Origin of the sequence: Salinibacterium sp. NSLL17 (assembly GCF_015864935.1) — a bacterium.
GTDB lineage: Bacteria > Actinomycetota > Actinomycetes > Actinomycetales > Microbacteriaceae > Rhodoglobus.
The window spans coordinates 680,907-695,001 of record NZ_JADYWH010000001.1 but is presented as its reverse complement, the minus strand read 5'-3'; the positions used below and the strand labels follow the sequence as shown (position 1 = coordinate 695,001).

At 63.3% G+C, this 14,095-nt stretch carries 17 protein-coding genes; 9 read left to right on the top strand and 8 right to left on the bottom strand.

Translation table 11 applies throughout. The annotated features are described in order from the left end of the window. Positions 1–5 precede the first annotated feature (5 nt). From I6E51_RS03350 to I6E51_RS03325, 6 genes are all read left to right on the top strand, one after another. The gene (locus tag I6E51_RS03350) at positions 6–836 is read left to right on the top strand and encodes a hypothetical protein (protein WP_231599643.1); all 831 of its coding nucleotides are present in this window, start codon (positions 6–8) and stop codon (positions 834–836) included. Positions 837–992: 156 nt separating this feature from the next. Next, positions 993–1,556, top strand: coding sequence for a hypothetical protein (locus I6E51_RS03345; RefSeq protein WP_197110136.1), 564 nt, complete (start codon positions 993–995; stop codon positions 1,554–1,556). Positions 1,557–1,659: 103 nt separating this feature from the next. After that, positions 1,660–2,031 carry a hypothetical protein gene (locus I6E51_RS03340; RefSeq protein WP_197109448.1) on the top strand — a complete coding sequence of 124 codons (372 nt, stop codon included), beginning with the start codon at positions 1,660–1,662 and terminating at the stop codon, positions 2,029–2,031. A 139-nt stretch (positions 2,032–2,170) separates the two neighbouring features. Further along, a complete protein-coding gene (locus I6E51_RS03335) occupies positions 2,171–2,452 on the top strand; it encodes a metal-sensitive transcriptional regulator (RefSeq protein ID WP_197109447.1) in 282 nt (93 codons plus the stop codon). A 61-nt stretch (positions 2,453–2,513) separates the two neighbouring features. Next, positions 2,514–2,738 (top strand): heavy-metal-associated domain-containing protein, encoded by a 225-nt coding sequence (locus I6E51_RS03330; RefSeq protein WP_197109446.1) that lies wholly within the window; start codon positions 2,514–2,516, stop codon positions 2,736–2,738. A 65-nt stretch (positions 2,739–2,803) separates the two neighbouring features. Further along, complete coding sequence (locus I6E51_RS03325) at positions 2,804–5,062, top strand: cation-translocating P-type ATPase (protein WP_197110135.1); 2,259 nt, start codon at positions 2,804–2,806, stop codon at positions 5,060–5,062. 49 nt (positions 5,063–5,111) lie between these two features. Here the strand turns inward: I6E51_RS03325 and I6E51_RS03320 are convergent, their stop codons facing one another. Further along, positions 5,112–6,113, bottom strand: coding sequence for a YihY/virulence factor BrkB family protein (locus I6E51_RS03320; RefSeq protein WP_197109445.1), 1,002 nt, complete (start codon positions 6,111–6,113; stop codon positions 5,112–5,114). Positions 6,114–6,266: 153 nt separating this feature from the next. Between I6E51_RS03320 and I6E51_RS03315 the strand changes: the two genes are divergently transcribed. Beyond that, on the top strand, positions 6,267–7,157 hold the full coding sequence (locus I6E51_RS03315) for a VOC family protein (RefSeq protein ID WP_197109444.1): 891 nt from the start codon (positions 6,267–6,269) through the stop codon (positions 7,155–7,157). A gap of 16 nt (positions 7,158–7,173) precedes the next feature. Here the strand turns inward: I6E51_RS03315 and I6E51_RS03310 are convergent, their stop codons facing one another. The 3 genes from I6E51_RS03310 to I6E51_RS03300 form a co-directional block, all read right to left on the bottom strand. After that, positions 7,174–7,800, bottom strand: coding sequence for a GyrI-like domain-containing protein (locus I6E51_RS03310; RefSeq protein WP_197109443.1), 627 nt, complete (start codon positions 7,798–7,800; stop codon positions 7,174–7,176). Between the two features lie 32 nt (positions 7,801–7,832). Next, positions 7,833–8,204 carry a PH domain-containing protein gene (locus I6E51_RS03305; protein ID WP_197109442.1) on the bottom strand — a complete coding sequence of 124 codons (372 nt, stop codon included), beginning with the start codon at positions 8,202–8,204 and terminating at the stop codon, positions 7,833–7,835. A 113-nt stretch (positions 8,205–8,317) separates the two neighbouring features. Continuing rightward, entirely contained in the window at positions 8,318–8,818 is a 501-nt protein-coding gene (locus tag I6E51_RS03300; protein WP_197109441.1) for a hypothetical protein, read from the bottom strand. 181 nt (positions 8,819–8,999) lie between these two features. Between I6E51_RS03300 and I6E51_RS03295 the strand changes: the two genes are divergently transcribed. Together I6E51_RS03295 and I6E51_RS03290 are read left to right on the top strand one after the other, a co-directional pair. Then, complete coding sequence (locus I6E51_RS03295) at positions 9,000–10,196, top strand: ThiF family adenylyltransferase (protein WP_307783788.1); 1,197 nt, start codon at positions 9,000–9,002, stop codon at positions 10,194–10,196. Between the two features lie 2 nt (positions 10,197–10,198). Beyond that, positions 10,199–10,624 carry a molybdenum cofactor biosynthesis protein MoaE gene (locus tag I6E51_RS03290; protein WP_307783786.1) on the top strand — a complete coding sequence of 142 codons (426 nt, stop codon included), beginning with the start codon at positions 10,199–10,201 and terminating at the stop codon, positions 10,622–10,624. Positions 10,625–10,703: 79 nt separating this feature from the next. Here the strand turns inward: I6E51_RS03290 and I6E51_RS03285 are convergent, their stop codons facing one another. The 4 genes from I6E51_RS03285 to I6E51_RS03270 form a co-directional block, all read right to left on the bottom strand. Then, the gene (locus tag I6E51_RS03285; RefSeq protein WP_231599642.1) at positions 10,704–10,949 is read right to left on the bottom strand and encodes a MoaD/ThiS family protein; all 246 of its coding nucleotides are present in this window, start codon (positions 10,947–10,949) and stop codon (positions 10,704–10,706) included. Between the two features lies 1 nt (position 10,950). Next, positions 10,951–12,015, bottom strand: a complete 1,065-nt coding sequence (gene moaA / locus I6E51_RS03280) for a GTP 3',8-cyclase MoaA (RefSeq protein ID WP_231599641.1) — start codon at positions 12,013–12,015, stop codon at positions 10,951–10,953. A 9-nt stretch (positions 12,016–12,024) separates the two neighbouring features. Continuing rightward, positions 12,025–12,852, bottom strand: a complete 828-nt coding sequence (locus I6E51_RS03275; RefSeq protein ID WP_197109438.1) for an MOSC domain-containing protein — start codon at positions 12,850–12,852, stop codon at positions 12,025–12,027. A 103-nt stretch (positions 12,853–12,955) separates the two neighbouring features. Next, positions 12,956–14,095 carry an ABC transporter ATP-binding protein gene (locus I6E51_RS03270; protein WP_197109437.1) on the bottom strand — a complete coding sequence of 380 codons (1,140 nt, stop codon included), beginning with the start codon at positions 14,093–14,095 and terminating at the stop codon, positions 12,956–12,958.

The following is a 14,095-nucleotide window of genomic DNA, read 5'->3' as shown; positions in this document are numbered from 1 at the left end:
CCACGATGTCAGGTCTCTTCTCACAGCAGAGCCCCGCCAAATACGCGCGCTCGCTCGAACGCCACTCCAACGCCATGATCTCCGCCGCGAACACCAACGGTCGCACCCTTCCCGCCGACACCACGCCCTACAACTTCGGCCTCGGAGCATTTCTCTCGCTGTTCGCGATCCCCCTCGCAATCGCCGCCGCAATCCTTATTGGCCTGCTGGGATTCGGAATCGGAGCCATCTTCGGCGCCCTCGGAATGCTCACGGCCTTTCAACTCTTTGCCCTAGGTTCTCGCCAGACCGTGACACGCGGCCGTGACTTCATGTTCGCCCTCGTCGTTGGCACCATCGCTACCGTTCTCGGAGCCCTCTCCGGCCTGCTCTCTGACGTCTACACCAGCTTCGTTTCTAACGGCGGCACGACCGGCATCATTGAGGACATCCTCGCGGGGCGCGCCGATTTTCCTTTCCCGACCCGGGCCGAACAAGTCGCCATTCCGCTTACCGTCACCGCGGTTGTCGCCATCCTCGTGATTGTCATGAACGTCGCCAAAGCCCTCGCTGCGCACCGCGAAAGCATCATCGCGAAAGCCAATGCTGCAGCAACATCAGCGACTACCCGCTTCGAGACGTCGCGACAAGCGTTGTCGTCATCCGCCACCAATTCGGCGAATGCAGCCAATCGTTTCGCCAATCACGTCATGACCATCAATGCCTCATCGCCCGGCATCATCCTCAATGGAAAACCACTCGACGAACAGGAAATCACGAAGGGGTTCGCGTCGAGGGTGAGCGACCTCGCCCACAAAGCGATTAGGGCATGGTCAGGTCTTCGAACGGAAAGATAACCATCCACGGGAAACAGCCACGCAACCGGTGCGGCATCAAGATCCTCACCGTGAAGGGCCCACTGTGGAGAAATACTTAGGTATCCTCAGAGCTAGCGAAAAGGTGCCCGGCGAGAAACTCCCGCCGCGCCACACGAGGTGATCACAGTGTCAGAGATGTATCACAACCCTGGCCCCGGCAACTATGCCCACGCTCAAGGGCGCGTATTCGAAGTCGAAGCCCAAATCGCTGCCGCTGAGCACAGCCGCGGCAACATTATCCTCGAGCCTGACGGGCCGTACCGCTTTCGCCGCGGAGTGCTTGTCACGTTACTCACCATCCCCCTTGCTGCCGCACTCGCCGCAATATTCGGCCTCGCCTCGCCAACCGCGGGAGCCGCTACCGCCCCCTTTGCGATTCTGATTGCCTTCTCGCTCTTCGCTCGCGCCTCCGACCGCTTTCCCGTTCAAGAGCACGGCTTCGGCGTCGCCGCGGGCATCGGCATTGTGACGATGATCATTGCGGCCGCGATCAGCTACCCGTACAGCCTGTTTCTCACCTACCTCTACGACGGCGGCACCGGCGGCATCCTCAGCTCTGGTTTTGCACGATTCTTCGCGACCTGGGTCGATGCCAATGTGGTGCTGATCATCGTCTCCATCACGATCGTGACAGTAGTTTCCGTGGTGATCCTGTTGAGAAAAGCGCGATGGGCGCGTTCGTTCAGCGTTCCCGACTGACACCCACGGCCTGCACACACCCGCCTCGCCAAACGCACCAGCCCAGGTCTCCGAATAACTCCTCACACAGGAGTTCCGGCACCGTGCCGGGCGAGGAGGCATCATGGCGATCATCCGTTACACCGGCATCTACAACGCTGATGGCGGCGTCTGGGGCGAAACCCGCTACGTGATCGGGCACATGCTGGGCACCGCCGCGTGCTCGCTGTGCGACATCACGCACTCGCCTATTCGCCGCAAACCCCAGTGGGATGCCATGGTGGCGCGCCTCGGTGTGCCCTTCACCGTGCGACACCGCAACGAAATCACTCCCGCCGAGATCGCACACGTCGCCACCACAGGATTGCCTGTCGTGCTTGCACATCACGACGATGGCAGCATCAGCACCGTTCTTCAGAACAGTGAGCTGGATGCCGTGGCCGGTTCGGTAGACGAGTTCGAGTCGGCACTTACTCAGCCTGCGCTCGCAGCCTAGCCACCGGGTCAGCTCGCGCCCCGGCCGCGCGGCCGCCACCGCAGCCAGCTCGAGCCGCACGTGGTTTCGGGTTGACTTCTCCCGGCAAGAAGCGTCTAATGGAAATACCCCTTGGGGGTATCCAGTTGGAGGGAATATCATGGTCGGTTATGTCGAAGACAAAGAAGTGCTGCTCAAGCGCCTTCGTCGCGCAGAAGGTCAAGTTCGCGGCATCCACCGCATGATTGAAGAAGACACCTACTGCATCGACGTGCTCACGCAAGTGTCTGCCGCCACGAAGGCCCTCGAGTCCGTAGCGCTCGCGCTACTTGATGACCACCTCACCCACTGCGTCGCCGAAGCCAGCCGTGAAGGCGGAGCTGTCGCCGACGAAAAACTTCGCGAAGCGAGTGCCGCCATCGCGCGCCTCGTTCGTTCCTAGAACTCGTTCCTAACAACAACTTCCGCCCGCGCCTCGCGCCTGCGGCAATCGAAGGAGAACCATGTCTCACACCGCCGATTACCTGGTCGAAGGAATGACCTGCAGCCACTGCGTCTCCAGCGTCACCGAAGAACTTTCTGAAGTGGATGGCGTCACCGAAGTTTCGGTTGACCTCGCCTCGGGCCTGCCCTCCACCGTTTCTGTCACGTCTGAGACTCCTCTCGACGACGCCACCGTCAGCGCCGCAATCGAGGAGGCCGGCTACACGTTCGTGAAGAGTCTCTAATGGTCGCGGCATCCGACAACGCAGCAACCACCGACGGCACCGCCACCACCGCAGCGCCCGGCACCATCAACCTCCTGGATGTCGAACTCGACATCACCGGAATGACCTGCGCCTCCTGCGCTGGCCGCATCGAGCGCAAGCTCAACAAGCTCCCGGGCGTCGAGGCGACCGTGAACTACGCCACCGAGAAGGCTCGCGTTCGCGCGCCCGAGGGCATGGATCCCGAGCAGTTTCTAGAAACCGTGAAGGCTGCGGGCTATAGCGCCGTCATCCCGGCGCCCATTCACGAGCGTGACGAAAACGACAACGCTAGCTCCACGAGCAGCGACAACGACTGGGCTTCGCAATTGCTGCACCGCCTGCTCGTCTCGACCGCACTGGCCGTGCCCGTGGTCTTGATGTCGATGATCCCAGCGCTGCAGTTCACCTACTGGCAGTGGTTGGCCCTCACGCTGACCGCGCCGGTTGTCGTGTGGGGTGCGTGGCCGTTCCACCGCGCTGCGGCCGTGAACCTCCGCCACGGTGCCGCCACCATGGACACCCTCATCAGTCTCGGCGTGATCGCGGCGTTCGGCTGGTCGCTCTACGCCCTTTTCTTCGGTGGTGCTGGCGAGGCCGGCATGCACATGACGATGACCTTCTTCGGAACACCCCACGGTGGCTCAAGCGAGATCTACCTCGAAGTTGCTGCCGCCGTCACCGTCTTCATTCTGCTCGGCAAGTACATCGAGGCTCGCGCTAGCCGTGAGTCCGGTGCTGCTCTTCGTGCCCTGCTCGAGCTCGGCGCGAAGGATGCCGCCGTTCTGCGCGGTGGTGTCGAACAGCGCGTTGCCGTGTCCTCGCTCGTCGTCGGCGACCACGTCGTCGTGCGCCCGGGCGAAAAGATCGCCAGCGACGGACTCGTCATCGAAGGCAACTCCGCCGTCGACGCGAGCATGCTCACGGGCGAATCAGTGCCCGTCGAAGTCGGCCCCGACGATCGGGTCACCGGCGCCACCCTCAACGTCGGCGGACGACTCGTCATCGAAATCACCCGCGTCGGCCGCGACACCGAACTGGCCCGCCTCGGTCGGATGGTCGAAGAAGCACAAACCGGCAAAGCCGACATCCAGCGTCTTGCCGATCGTGTTTCGGCGATCTTCGTTCCGGTCGTGCTCGGCCTCGCTGTCGTGGCTTTCGTCGGCTGGATGATCGCCGGCGGCCCCATCGAACTCGCGTTCACTGCCGCCGTCACGACCCTCGTCATCGCGTGCCCGTGCGCCCTCGGCCTCGCAACGCCGACTGCCCTGCTCGTGGGCACCGGTCGCGGATCGCAGCTCGGCATCCTGATCAGCGGACCGCAGGTTCTTGAACAGACCCGCTCCGTTGACACCATCGTTCTCGACAAGACCGGAACCGTCACGACGGGCGAAATGCGCCTCAGCTCGATCGATGTGCTCGAGGGCGAAAACGAGGAGCTCGTGCTGGCTCGCGCCGCCGCCGTCGAGGCTGGCTCGGAGCATCCGGTGGGCCGTGCGGTTGTCGCGGCAGCCGAACAGCGGGCCATCGCCCTTCCGGCCGTCACAGACTTCGCCGCCCATGCGGGCACCGGCGTTCAGGCGACCATCGACGGCACCGTGGTGTTCGTCGGCAAACCCTCGTGGCTCACCGCCGATCACCAGCAGATGGTGTCGGATGCCGCCCGCGCCTTAGTCGAGAAGGCCGAAGCTGCCGGGTCGACCGCAATGGTCATCGCGTGGGCAGGTCAAGCGCGAGGCGTGCTGGTTGTCGGCGACACCATCAAGGCAAGCAGTGCGGACGCCATCGCCGAGTTCGTCCGCCTCGGCCTGCGCCCCGTGTTGCTCACCGGTGACAACGCCGGCGCTGCAGCATCCGTTGCCGGCGCAGTGGGAATCACCGACGTGCACGCCGGCATCACTCCGCAGGGCAAGCTCGACGTCATCCGTCAGCTGCAGGCCGAAGGCCGGGTTGTGGCGATGGTCGGCGATGGAGTGAACGACTCTGCTGCTCTGGCCGCCGCGGACCTCGGCATTGCCATGGGTGGCGGCACCGATGCTGCAATCGCCGCCAGCGACATCACCGTCGTCAGTGGTGACCTCATGGTTGTCGCCGACGCGGTACGGCTCGCCAAGCGCACCCTCGGGATCATCCGCGGCAACCTGTTCTGGGCTTTCGCCTACAACGTGGCGGCCCTGCCGATCGCGATGCTCGGTCTGCTCAACCCGCTCATCGCGGGCGCGGCAATGGCCTTCTCGTCGGTCTTTGTCGTGACGAACAGTCTGCGGTTGCGCGGGTTCAAGTCGAGCGTGCGCGCACCGCGCTAGGGCTAGGGCTAACGCTCCGAACCGCAGCGGGAGTCGCAGTCGACACGAGCTAGGGGATGTCGCGCTCGCGAATAACGATCGCGCGCGCTTCATCCTCCGCTTGGCGCCGGGCGAGCACGTGATTGCGGAAGGTGTCGCGCAGCGGCAACTGAACCGTGTTCTCGGCGGGCACCCCGGCGAGCAACTGACGCAACCGGGTGAATTCGGCATCCACTTCAAGGCCGGCGACAAACGCGAGGTTGCTGATGTAGAGCCAGATGAGCAGCGCGAGCGCTCCCCCGAGCCAGCCGTATACACGGTCATAGCTCGCGAAGTTGGAGGCGTAGAAACCAAAGCCCGCGGTCGCAATCCCCCACGTCACGATCGCAAAGATTGCTCCGGTGCTCACCCACCGCATCCGTTCGTGTCGCACGTTGGGCGTGTAGTAGTAGAGCACGGCGAAGATCATGGTGAGGATGACGGCGAGCACCGGCCAGCGCCCCACCGACCAGACGGTAATCCAGGGCTCGCCGATGCCGAGCGCCTCGCCCACGGCGGATGCTACGTTTCTGGTGGTCAGCAGCAGCACAACGACGGCGGCGAAGGCGGCGAGCAAGAAGGTCGACAGTACGAGCATGAGTCCGCGGAATTTTACAAAGCGGCGCCCCTCTTGAATCTCGTACACGCTGTTCGCGGCGCGGCCGAAGGCGGTCGCATAGCTCGACAGTGACCAGACGCTCAAGAGGAGCCCGACGGTGAGCGCGACTCCCGGGCTGCCAATGGAGAACAGCTGCGTGAGAGGTTCTTTCAAGACTTCGACGGTGCTGGGTTTGAGCACTTCGGTGGCGAGATCAATCACGGTGTCGGCGGCCTGATCTTTGCCTTCGGCGATCGCCAACACGGAGACGACGCTGAGCGCCGCCGGCAGAGTGGCGAGCGCCGAGAAGAAGGCGAGCGTCGCTGCGGAGTCGATTCCGCGGTGCAGCATGAAGCCGTGATAGGCACGACGGAACGCATACCACCACTCACCGCGCGCGCTGCGGAGCTTGCTGGTCGCATCGGAAGATCCCATCCGGTCAGTTTAAGCGGAAGGATACGGAACTGGCGCACGACCCCCGCGGTGCTCCTTTCAGATCATGCACTCTAGAGGATGCCCCGAGATGGGTTTAGGCTCAGATCATTAGCCGCCGCGCGTTGCGACGACATGGGTTCGAGGAGGAACACCATGACCACGATTACGCCGTGCCTGTGGTTCAACGGCAATGCCGAAGACGCTGTGCAGTTCTATACCGCGGCGTTTTCAGACAGTTCGATAGTCGACACCACGCACTACCCTTCGGAGGGCTTAGCTGACTTTCAACGCGACCTCGCCGGTGCGGTGCTGACGGTTACTTTCCGTCTTGCCGGGCAAGACTTTTTGGCGATCAACGCGGGCGAGCGGTTTGCGTTCAACGAGTCCACGTCGTTCATGGTCAATTTCGATCCTTCTATTGATCCGGATGCTCGCCGCAATCTTGATGCGTTGTGGAATGCGCTTATCGACGGCGGCAGTGCGCTCATGCCGATCGCTAACTACGATTTCAGCCCGCGCTATGGATGGTTGCGCGACCGTTTTGGCGTGAACTGGCAGCTGATCCTCACCGATCCCGCTGGTGAACCGCGGCCCACGATCATGCCCGCGCTGCTGTTCGGCGACGGCGTGCAGAACCGTGCTCGAGAAGCCGTCGAGTTCTACGCCTCCGTGTTCGACAATGCGCAGTTGGGGGCCGACGTTCGCTACCCCAAACGCACGGGCCCCGCGCATCCGGGTTCCGTCATGTTTGGCGATGTCAGGCTCCGAGACCTGTGGTTTGTAGCAATGGATGCCGCCACTCGCCAACACGTGACGTTCACCGAGGCAGTGTCGTTTGTGATTCCGTGTGCGGATCAGGCTGAGATTGACCGCTACTGGGCGTCGCTCTCGGCGGTTCCCGAAGCGGAAGCCTGCGGGTGGTGCAAAGACAAATTCGGGGTGAGTTGGCAGATCACTCCCGCCAATATCGACGAACTCATGACACGGCCGAATGCCTTCGAGCACATGATGCAGTTGAAGAAAATCGAGATCGCCAAGCTTTAGCTAAACCCGCTCCGGACTAGGCGCGTTCCACGGGTTGCCGCAGCAGCGTGCGCAGTTTGGATGCCTCGACTTTACGAAAGTCGTTGAAGTAGATCTCGTGGTGCTTGCCGGTCATCCGCAGCCCCTGCTCGGGAATGAATTCGGTATGCATCTGCGCAAGAATCTCGGCCTCATCGTCATAGGGGCCGAGGTGGAGTGTTTGCACGCACAGCCCCTCGTCGAGAGTCTCGAGGCGCACCTTGTCGAGACTGACCGGCAGGCTCTCTGGCGTCTTGCTCTTGGCGGTGACCGCCGCAACGGCATCCTCGAATATGGTCGCGGTGATCCACTCGGGCGCAAGGATCATCGCGGTCCAGTCCCACTGTGACTTGTCACGACCGCTCGTGAAGGAGGCCATATCTTCGGCCCACCAGAGCGCTTCCAGCGGCGGCACAACGTAGTCGCGGTCGAGGGCTTTGCTTGCAAACTTCAAGGTGTACGCGACGGGATAGAGCGCGCCGATCGCGGCCGTGTAGTCGCTGTCGGCACCGGGCGCACCATGGCCGTCGACCATGAGGTATTGCTGAGGCGGGACATCCAGAATTCTGAACTCGTTGTGGCGCGCTTGATACGCGTCGAGCGTCTTCTTGAAATCTGTTTTCATTGCCCCACCCCGCCGTGCATTGGTTCGTGTTGTTAGCTCGCGCCGATCACCACGTTGGCGATGAGCATATCGAGCTTGCGCACGTCGATGGCCTTGCCGACCTTGATCTTGATGTGGCCGGCGCGGGTCCAGAGTTCAAGCTCGGCATTCATGTCGAGGGTTCCCGCGTTCTCGGATGACCACATGAGCACGTTCGAATAGGGCAGCGAGTAGAGCTCCACCTTCTTGCCGGTGATGCCTTGAGCATCACGCACGATGAGGCGCTTATTAGTGAACACGGCGCTGTCGCGGAACGTCTTGTAGGCCGCGATGGGCTGTTCGCCGGGCAGCAGCATCGGCATCACGTCTTCGGGAATGGGGGCTTCAGAAACGAACGTCCAGGCGGCGATTACAGCGGCTTCCATCGGGTACTCCTTAGATCGGGTGGCAGGCCGAGATCTCCGGCCCGCCCACACCCTATCGGCAGTCACCGACGCTCGAGGGTCGAGGGTCGAGGGTCGAGGGTCGAGGGCTGAACTTAGCCGCCGACCCAGCCTTCGATTCCGAACATGCCAAGTTCTGCCTCGCACTGATCGAGCACAGCTCTATAGGCAGCCGTCCATTCGGCAGAGTCGGGATCGTAGGGCTCCCCCTCCGCAGCAACCGCGGCCGCCGGGGTCACCGCTTGCAGCTCAGCGATCAGCGGGGCCAATTTGGTTTCTTCGGAGGGAGAGATCCGCTGAATCATCCTCGCGGCGACGCGTTTCGCTCCTTCGTATTCAGCTTCGATCGCCCGCCCCTGATCGACTGAAGTGCTCAGATTGAAGGTGAGGGTTACCGCGTCGGATACCTGCTCGCAGACTGCTTGCGTTTCGATTAGCGGATCGATTGGGTCTGCAGCTTCGGAGGTACAGGCGGCAAGGGGAAGAATAAGCAGAGCGGCCGCGACGGCAGCGAATGCCGGTCGACTTCGACGAACAGACACCAGAGGATCTCCTTTGAAGAGGACAGCAGCGACGAACGGGGATCGTTGCGCCATCTTCCGATCATTCCGAATGAGTGACTTACTTGATTACCGCTCATTAATTTCTGCCACTCTACGTCACGATACGAATCGGCAAAAGTCCCAACGTTGACAGCCGCAGCAGACCCCCAGAATGCCCCTAACGCGGAGGCTAGAATCGAGACTGTGCCGCTCCCGGCGCGGTAAGGATCGCCCTGTGACATCGCCTGCTCAGCATGACCGCCAGCCGCTCGTCGAGCCGGGCGCACCGCTCACTTCCGAAGCGCTGATTCGCTACTCGCGCCAGCTGGCTAATCCTGATTTCGGTGAGCTCGCTCAGCGTCGCCTCGCTCACGCACGAGTGCTTGTTGTCGGCGCTGGCGGCTTAGGCAGTGCTACCATTCCCGCGCTGGCTGCAATGGGTGTTGGAACCATCGGCGTGATCGATACGGATGCCGTTGAGCTCTCCAATCTGCACCGGCAGCTCGCTCACGGGGTCGCCGACATCGGGCGCAGCAAGCTCGATTCGATGGCCGAGACTGTCGGCCGGATCGATCCGGAGGTCTCGTTCACGGGCCACGATGTGTGGCTCGATTCCAGCAACGCGCTCGAACTCTTTGCGGGGTATGACCTCGTGCTCGACGGCAGCGACAACTTCGCCACCCGCTATCTCGTCAATGACGCGGCGGCGCTGACCGGCATCCCCGCCGTCTGGGGAGCGATCCTGCGCTACGGCGGTCAAGCCGGAGTGGCGTGGACTGGTCACGGACCGACCTATCGCGACCTGTTTCCTGTTCCACCCGCGCCAGGCACCGTTCCCTCGTGCGCTGAGGGCGGAGTGCTGCCGACCGTGTGCGCCATGATCGGCGCGATCATGTGCTCCGAAAGCGTGAAGCTCATCACGGGCATCGGCGAACCGCTCCTCGGACGAGTGACCACGTACGACGCTGTGTCGGGGCGATTCCGGGAACTTGAGTACGCCGCAAGCGATGAAGCGGATGCCGTGACCAAGCTCATTGACTACGACCTGTTCTGTGGGGTGACGGCGGCGCCCGCGTCGAGTGGCACCCACGGCTCGAATGACGCGAGCGGCACCGGCGACGAGATCGACTCACGCGAACTTGCGGGCTTGCTCCACGGGGGTGCGCCACTGCAACTCATCGATATTCGTGAGCCCTTCGAGTACGCGATTGCCGCGATTGAGACTGCCGAGCTGATTCCGCTGGGTGGCCTCGAGGGCCGGCATGCCGACATCCGCACCGACATTCCTGTGGTTGTGTATTGCCACCACGGCATCCGCAGCGAACGTGCCCTGCGAATGCTGCAGAGCGCCGGCTTCACCAATATCCGCCACTTAGTGGGCGGCATCGACGACTACTCGCAGGTCATTGATCCTGCGCTCGCGAGGTACTAAACGTGAACGATCAGATCCCCGCAAGCTTCGCCACCATTACGGATGCCGTGATCGATGAGGCCGCGATCCGGCGCGCGGTGGAGTCCCCCGCTTCCGGCGCGGTCGTCGTGTTTTCGGGAGTGGTGCGTAATCACGACGCCGGCAACGAAGTGTGGTCGCTGGAGTATCAGGCGCATCCCGAGGCCGAAGCGCTGCTTGCTCAGTGCTGCGCCGAGGTGGCGGCCGAAACCGGCCTGGCGATTGCGGCAGCGCACCGGGTTGGCCTGCTGCAGATTGGGGATGTTGCCCTGTCGGCAGCCGTCTCCGCAGCACACCGTCGCGAAGCTTTCGAGGCGTGCGAACTGCTCGTCGAACGCATCAAGGCGACGGTGCCGATCTGGAAACGTCAGCAGCTTGCCGGTGGCGCGACCGAATGGGTGGGGCTGTAGCGGCGACTTTCGGCGCACACGATCGGCGAGCGACAGTCAGGCGCACAGGCCACGTCGCAGCCGTAGGCGGAGCTGGGCTCTAGCCGCCAGCGAACGGCGGAAGCACGTCGACGCGAACGCCCACCGCGTACGCGGGATCACGACGAACAACGCCGTCGATCAGGAATGACCCCGACTCCACCACTCGCTGCATGAGCGAACCGTAGCGCTCGATGAGCAGCTCCTTGAGCGTTGCCAGAGTTGCCCCCGACTCGATTTCGAGGTGCTCTTCATCGCGCCCAGCGGCCTCGGCGGCAGCGGCGAAATAGCGAATGTGAGTGGTCATGTCAGCCACCAATGTACGACATCTCGATCTTCTTAGCGCCCGGTCCTGGCGTGGTCGCCAGCCGGGTGGTGTTGAGCGAGCGCAACTCTGAGTAGCGGTCGGTGCGGTTGCGCCAGAGGTGGGCCATGGCATCCGACAGTTCGCCGTCGGTGCAGCCGTCGCGCATGAGGGCACGCAGGTCGTGGCCGGAGCTCGCAAAGAGGCAGGTGTAGAGCTTGCCGTCGACAGAGATGCGGGCGCGCGAGCAGGTGTGGCAGAAGGACTGAGTGACGCTGGAAATCACGCCAATCTCTCCGCTGCCATCGCGATAGCGCCAGCGTTGCGAGGTCTCGCCGCTGTAGTTCGGGGCGATTTCTTCGAGGGGAAGCTCTGCGTTGATACGGGCGACAACCTCGGCCGAGGGCACTACTTCGCCGAGTTGCCAGCCGTTGGTGGTGCCGACATCCATGTATTCAATGAAGCGCAGAATGAACGGGGTGTCTTTAAAGTGACGGGCCATCGCGACAATGTCTTTGTCGTTGTGCCCCTTCTTGACGACCATGTTGATCTTGATCGGGGCCAGTCCTGCAGCGTGCGCTGCGTCGAGGCCGTCCAAGATCTTCTTCACGGGAAACTTGACGTCATTCATCGACTGGAAGGTCGCATCGTCGAGCGAATCGAGCGACACGGTAACCCGCTTCAGGCCAGCTTCCTTCAGCGCGGGGGCAAGGTGGCCGAGCGCTGAGCCGTTGGTGGTGATGGCGAGGTCGAGGGGCGCGCCCGCCGGGGTCGTCAGCTTCGACAGCATCCCGACTAGTTCAGGGAGTCCTTTGCGCAGCAGCGGTTCGCCGCCCGTGAGGCGGATCTTCTCGACACCGTGACGTGCGGCGATGCGCGCCAAGCGAGTGATCTCTTCGAAGCTCAGAAGTTCGTCGCGCGGCATGAACGCATAGTCAGCGCCAAAGACTTCCTTGGGCATGCAGTAGACGCAGCGAAAATTGCAGCGGTCGGTGACCGAGAAGCGAATGTCGTGCAGCGGCCGACCCAGGGTGTCCACGACGGGGGTGCCGATCGCGGAGGAACTCATAGCGTCAGACTAACCCGCGGAAGGCTGCGAAACCTCCGAGGCCGTCGCGTCGATCGCATCGCCCACGTGAATGCTGCCGCCATCAAGCGGAGTGAGCCGGATGCCGAACCACGTCTTGTGGTCCCGCTGGCGGTGTTGCGCCAGGGTGCGAATCGGTTCCTTACCGCGCTCGAGAGTGGAGGGTTCGATCGTGGTCATGACGCAGCGGTCGCAGATCATGGTGACGCGGAAGCGCACGTCACCGATCGTCACGCTGGTCCAGCTTTCTTCGACGAACGGTTCGAGGTCGTCGATGATCACGTTGGGACGGAACCGGATCATGTCGAGGGGCGCGTCATCAGCGTCGGTCCACTCGTCGAGCTGACGCAGCGACGCTTCACTTGCGAGCAGCAGCGGGCCACCATCAGCGAGAGACACGACTTCGCCGGGCTGGCCGCCGTCGTCGGGGTCGATCGCGCGCACAGTGGGGTCGGACTGCCAGACGAGGCGAGCGTCGAGGCCGACGCGTTCGCTGAGCCAGGCGTTCACGTCGCCGCGGGCTGCAAGGGCGGTGCCTTGCCCATCGAGGCTCACCTCGATCGTGTCGCCGCCGTCGGCCATGTCGACGGTCACGCTGGAGCCGTCTCGGTCAGAAAGCCGCACGGCCGTCTCGCTCAGCGCGTGAGCGGTGAGGCCGAGAAGGTGGTTGTGCTGACGCGCGGTCAGGGCTTTGCCGTCGCTATCGACAAGCGCCCAGCGGCGATCCTGGTCAAGGCCCCATGGATTGACGGCCGCCGAATCGACGTCTTCGCCGGCAAAAGACTTCACTGGATACACTCTGAGTCGTGTCACGCGCATGGGCAAATCCTAGCAACGTGCGCCCCAAGAACGACGGGAGTGTCCCGAGGATTCGCGATGCGAATTGGCGGTGCGTTTTAGCGGCGCGTTGTGGCGGTGCGTTTTAGCGGCGTGGGTACACCGTGATCTGGGATGCTGCGACGGATGCCACGATGCGGTCCCCCGGCGTGATGTCGTGCGCGAGCAGATCGGCCGCCGCTGTCTCGGCCACGACCGTGTCGCCCAGCAGCGTGACGCGGATTCCCCTGAGGCCGGGCTCGAGAAGATCGACGGTGGCGTGCCATTCGTTGGGGTGCGAGGGGGCGGATACCTCCCGGCGCAGCGTCACCGCAGACGGCGGGAACGCGACCGAAACCTCCGCACCGACCTCCGGTACGACGTCGTCGACGGCGAATCCACGCCCATCCGCAAGTCGCACGAGTTCACGGGTTTCGACGATTCCGTGCAGCACGTTGAGGCCGACCAGAGTGGCGGCGAACTGGTTGACGGGCTCGCCGAGCACTCGGGCAACGTCGCCGCTGTCGATGATGCGGCCAGCATCCATGATCGCAACGCGGTCGGCTAGCACCATGGCATCCACCACATCGTGGGTAACGACGATTGTGGCGGGCGCGGTCGGCGGGCGGCCATCGATTCCGGTGTGGGTGGCGGAGATCCGGGAGGCCAGACACTCGCGCAGCAGGGTGCGCACGAGGGAAGCGTTTTGCACGTCGAGGGCGGCCATCGGTTCGTCGAAGAGCAGCACATCGGGTTCGGTGGCCAGCACGCGGGCGATCGCCACGCGCTGCTGCTGGCCTCCCGAGAGTTCGGCGGGTTTGCGAGCGGCGAACTCGCTCATGCCGACGGCCGCCAGCCATTCGGAAGCACGTTCGCGGGCATCCGTGGCATTCATTCCGTTCGAGCGCAGCAGCCCGCGCGAACGCAGCCCGAAAGCTACGTTCTCGAGGGCGTTGAGGTGTGGGAACAGCAGGGGGTCTTGTCCGAGCAACCCGATGCGACGACGATGAGCGGGCACCACGGTCATCCGCCCGCCACCCGACTGCGGAACCTCGGTGAGCACCCGACCGTCGACCGAGACGGAGCCCTGGTCGGGAGCGAGCAGCCCCGCGATCACCGCGAGCAGCGTCGACTTACCGGAGCCGTTCGGGCCCAGCAGCGCGAGCGTTTCTCCGGGCGCGACTGTGACGCTCGCGTCGAGACTGAACGAGCCTCGACTCACCTGAATAGTGGCATCCAGCGTCAT

What these genes read in the sequence shown, in the direction of transcription:
- I6E51_RS03340 (WP_197109448.1), top strand. Translation starts at nt 1,660, where the DNA reads ATGGCGATCATCCGTTACACCGGCATCTACAACGCTGATGGCGGCGTC.
- I6E51_RS03320 (WP_197109445.1), bottom strand. Translation starts at nt 6,113, where the DNA reads ATGGGATCTTCCGATGCGACCAGCAAGCTCCGCAGCGCGCGCGGTGAG.
- I6E51_RS03270 (WP_197109437.1), bottom strand. Translation starts at nt 14,095, where the DNA reads ATGACGCTGGATGCCACTATTCAGGTGAGTCGAGGCTCGTTCAGTCTC.
- I6E51_RS03335 (WP_197109447.1), top strand. Translation starts at nt 2,171, where the DNA reads ATGGTCGGTTATGTCGAAGACAAAGAAGTGCTGCTCAAGCGCCTTCGT.
- I6E51_RS03285 (WP_231599642.1), bottom strand. Translation starts at nt 10,949, where the DNA reads ATGACCACTCACATTCGCTATTTCGCCGCTGCCGCCGAGGCCGCTGGG.
- I6E51_RS03350 (WP_231599643.1), top strand. Translation starts at nt 6, where the DNA reads ATGTCAGGTCTCTTCTCACAGCAGAGCCCCGCCAAATACGCGCGCTCG.
- I6E51_RS03300 (WP_197109441.1), bottom strand. Translation starts at nt 8,818, where the DNA reads ATGGCGCAACGATCCCCGTTCGTCGCTGCTGTCCTCTTCAAAGGAGAT.
- I6E51_RS03315 (WP_197109444.1), top strand. Translation starts at nt 6,267, where the DNA reads ATGACCACGATTACGCCGTGCCTGTGGTTCAACGGCAATGCCGAAGAC.
- I6E51_RS03345 (WP_197110136.1), top strand. Translation starts at nt 993, where the DNA reads ATGTATCACAACCCTGGCCCCGGCAACTATGCCCACGCTCAAGGGCGC.
- I6E51_RS03305 (WP_197109442.1), bottom strand. Translation starts at nt 8,204, where the DNA reads ATGGAAGCCGCTGTAATCGCCGCCTGGACGTTCGTTTCTGAAGCCCCC.
- I6E51_RS03310 (WP_197109443.1), bottom strand. Translation starts at nt 7,800, where the DNA reads ATGAAAACAGATTTCAAGAAGACGCTCGACGCGTATCAAGCGCGCCAC.
- moaA (WP_231599641.1), bottom strand. Translation starts at nt 12,015, where the DNA reads ATGAGTTCCTCCGCGATCGGCACCCCCGTCGTGGACACCCTGGGTCGG.
- I6E51_RS03330 (WP_197109446.1), top strand. Translation starts at nt 2,514, where the DNA reads ATGTCTCACACCGCCGATTACCTGGTCGAAGGAATGACCTGCAGCCAC.
- I6E51_RS03275 (WP_197109438.1), bottom strand. Translation starts at nt 12,852, where the DNA reads ATGCGCGTGACACGACTCAGAGTGTATCCAGTGAAGTCTTTTGCCGGC.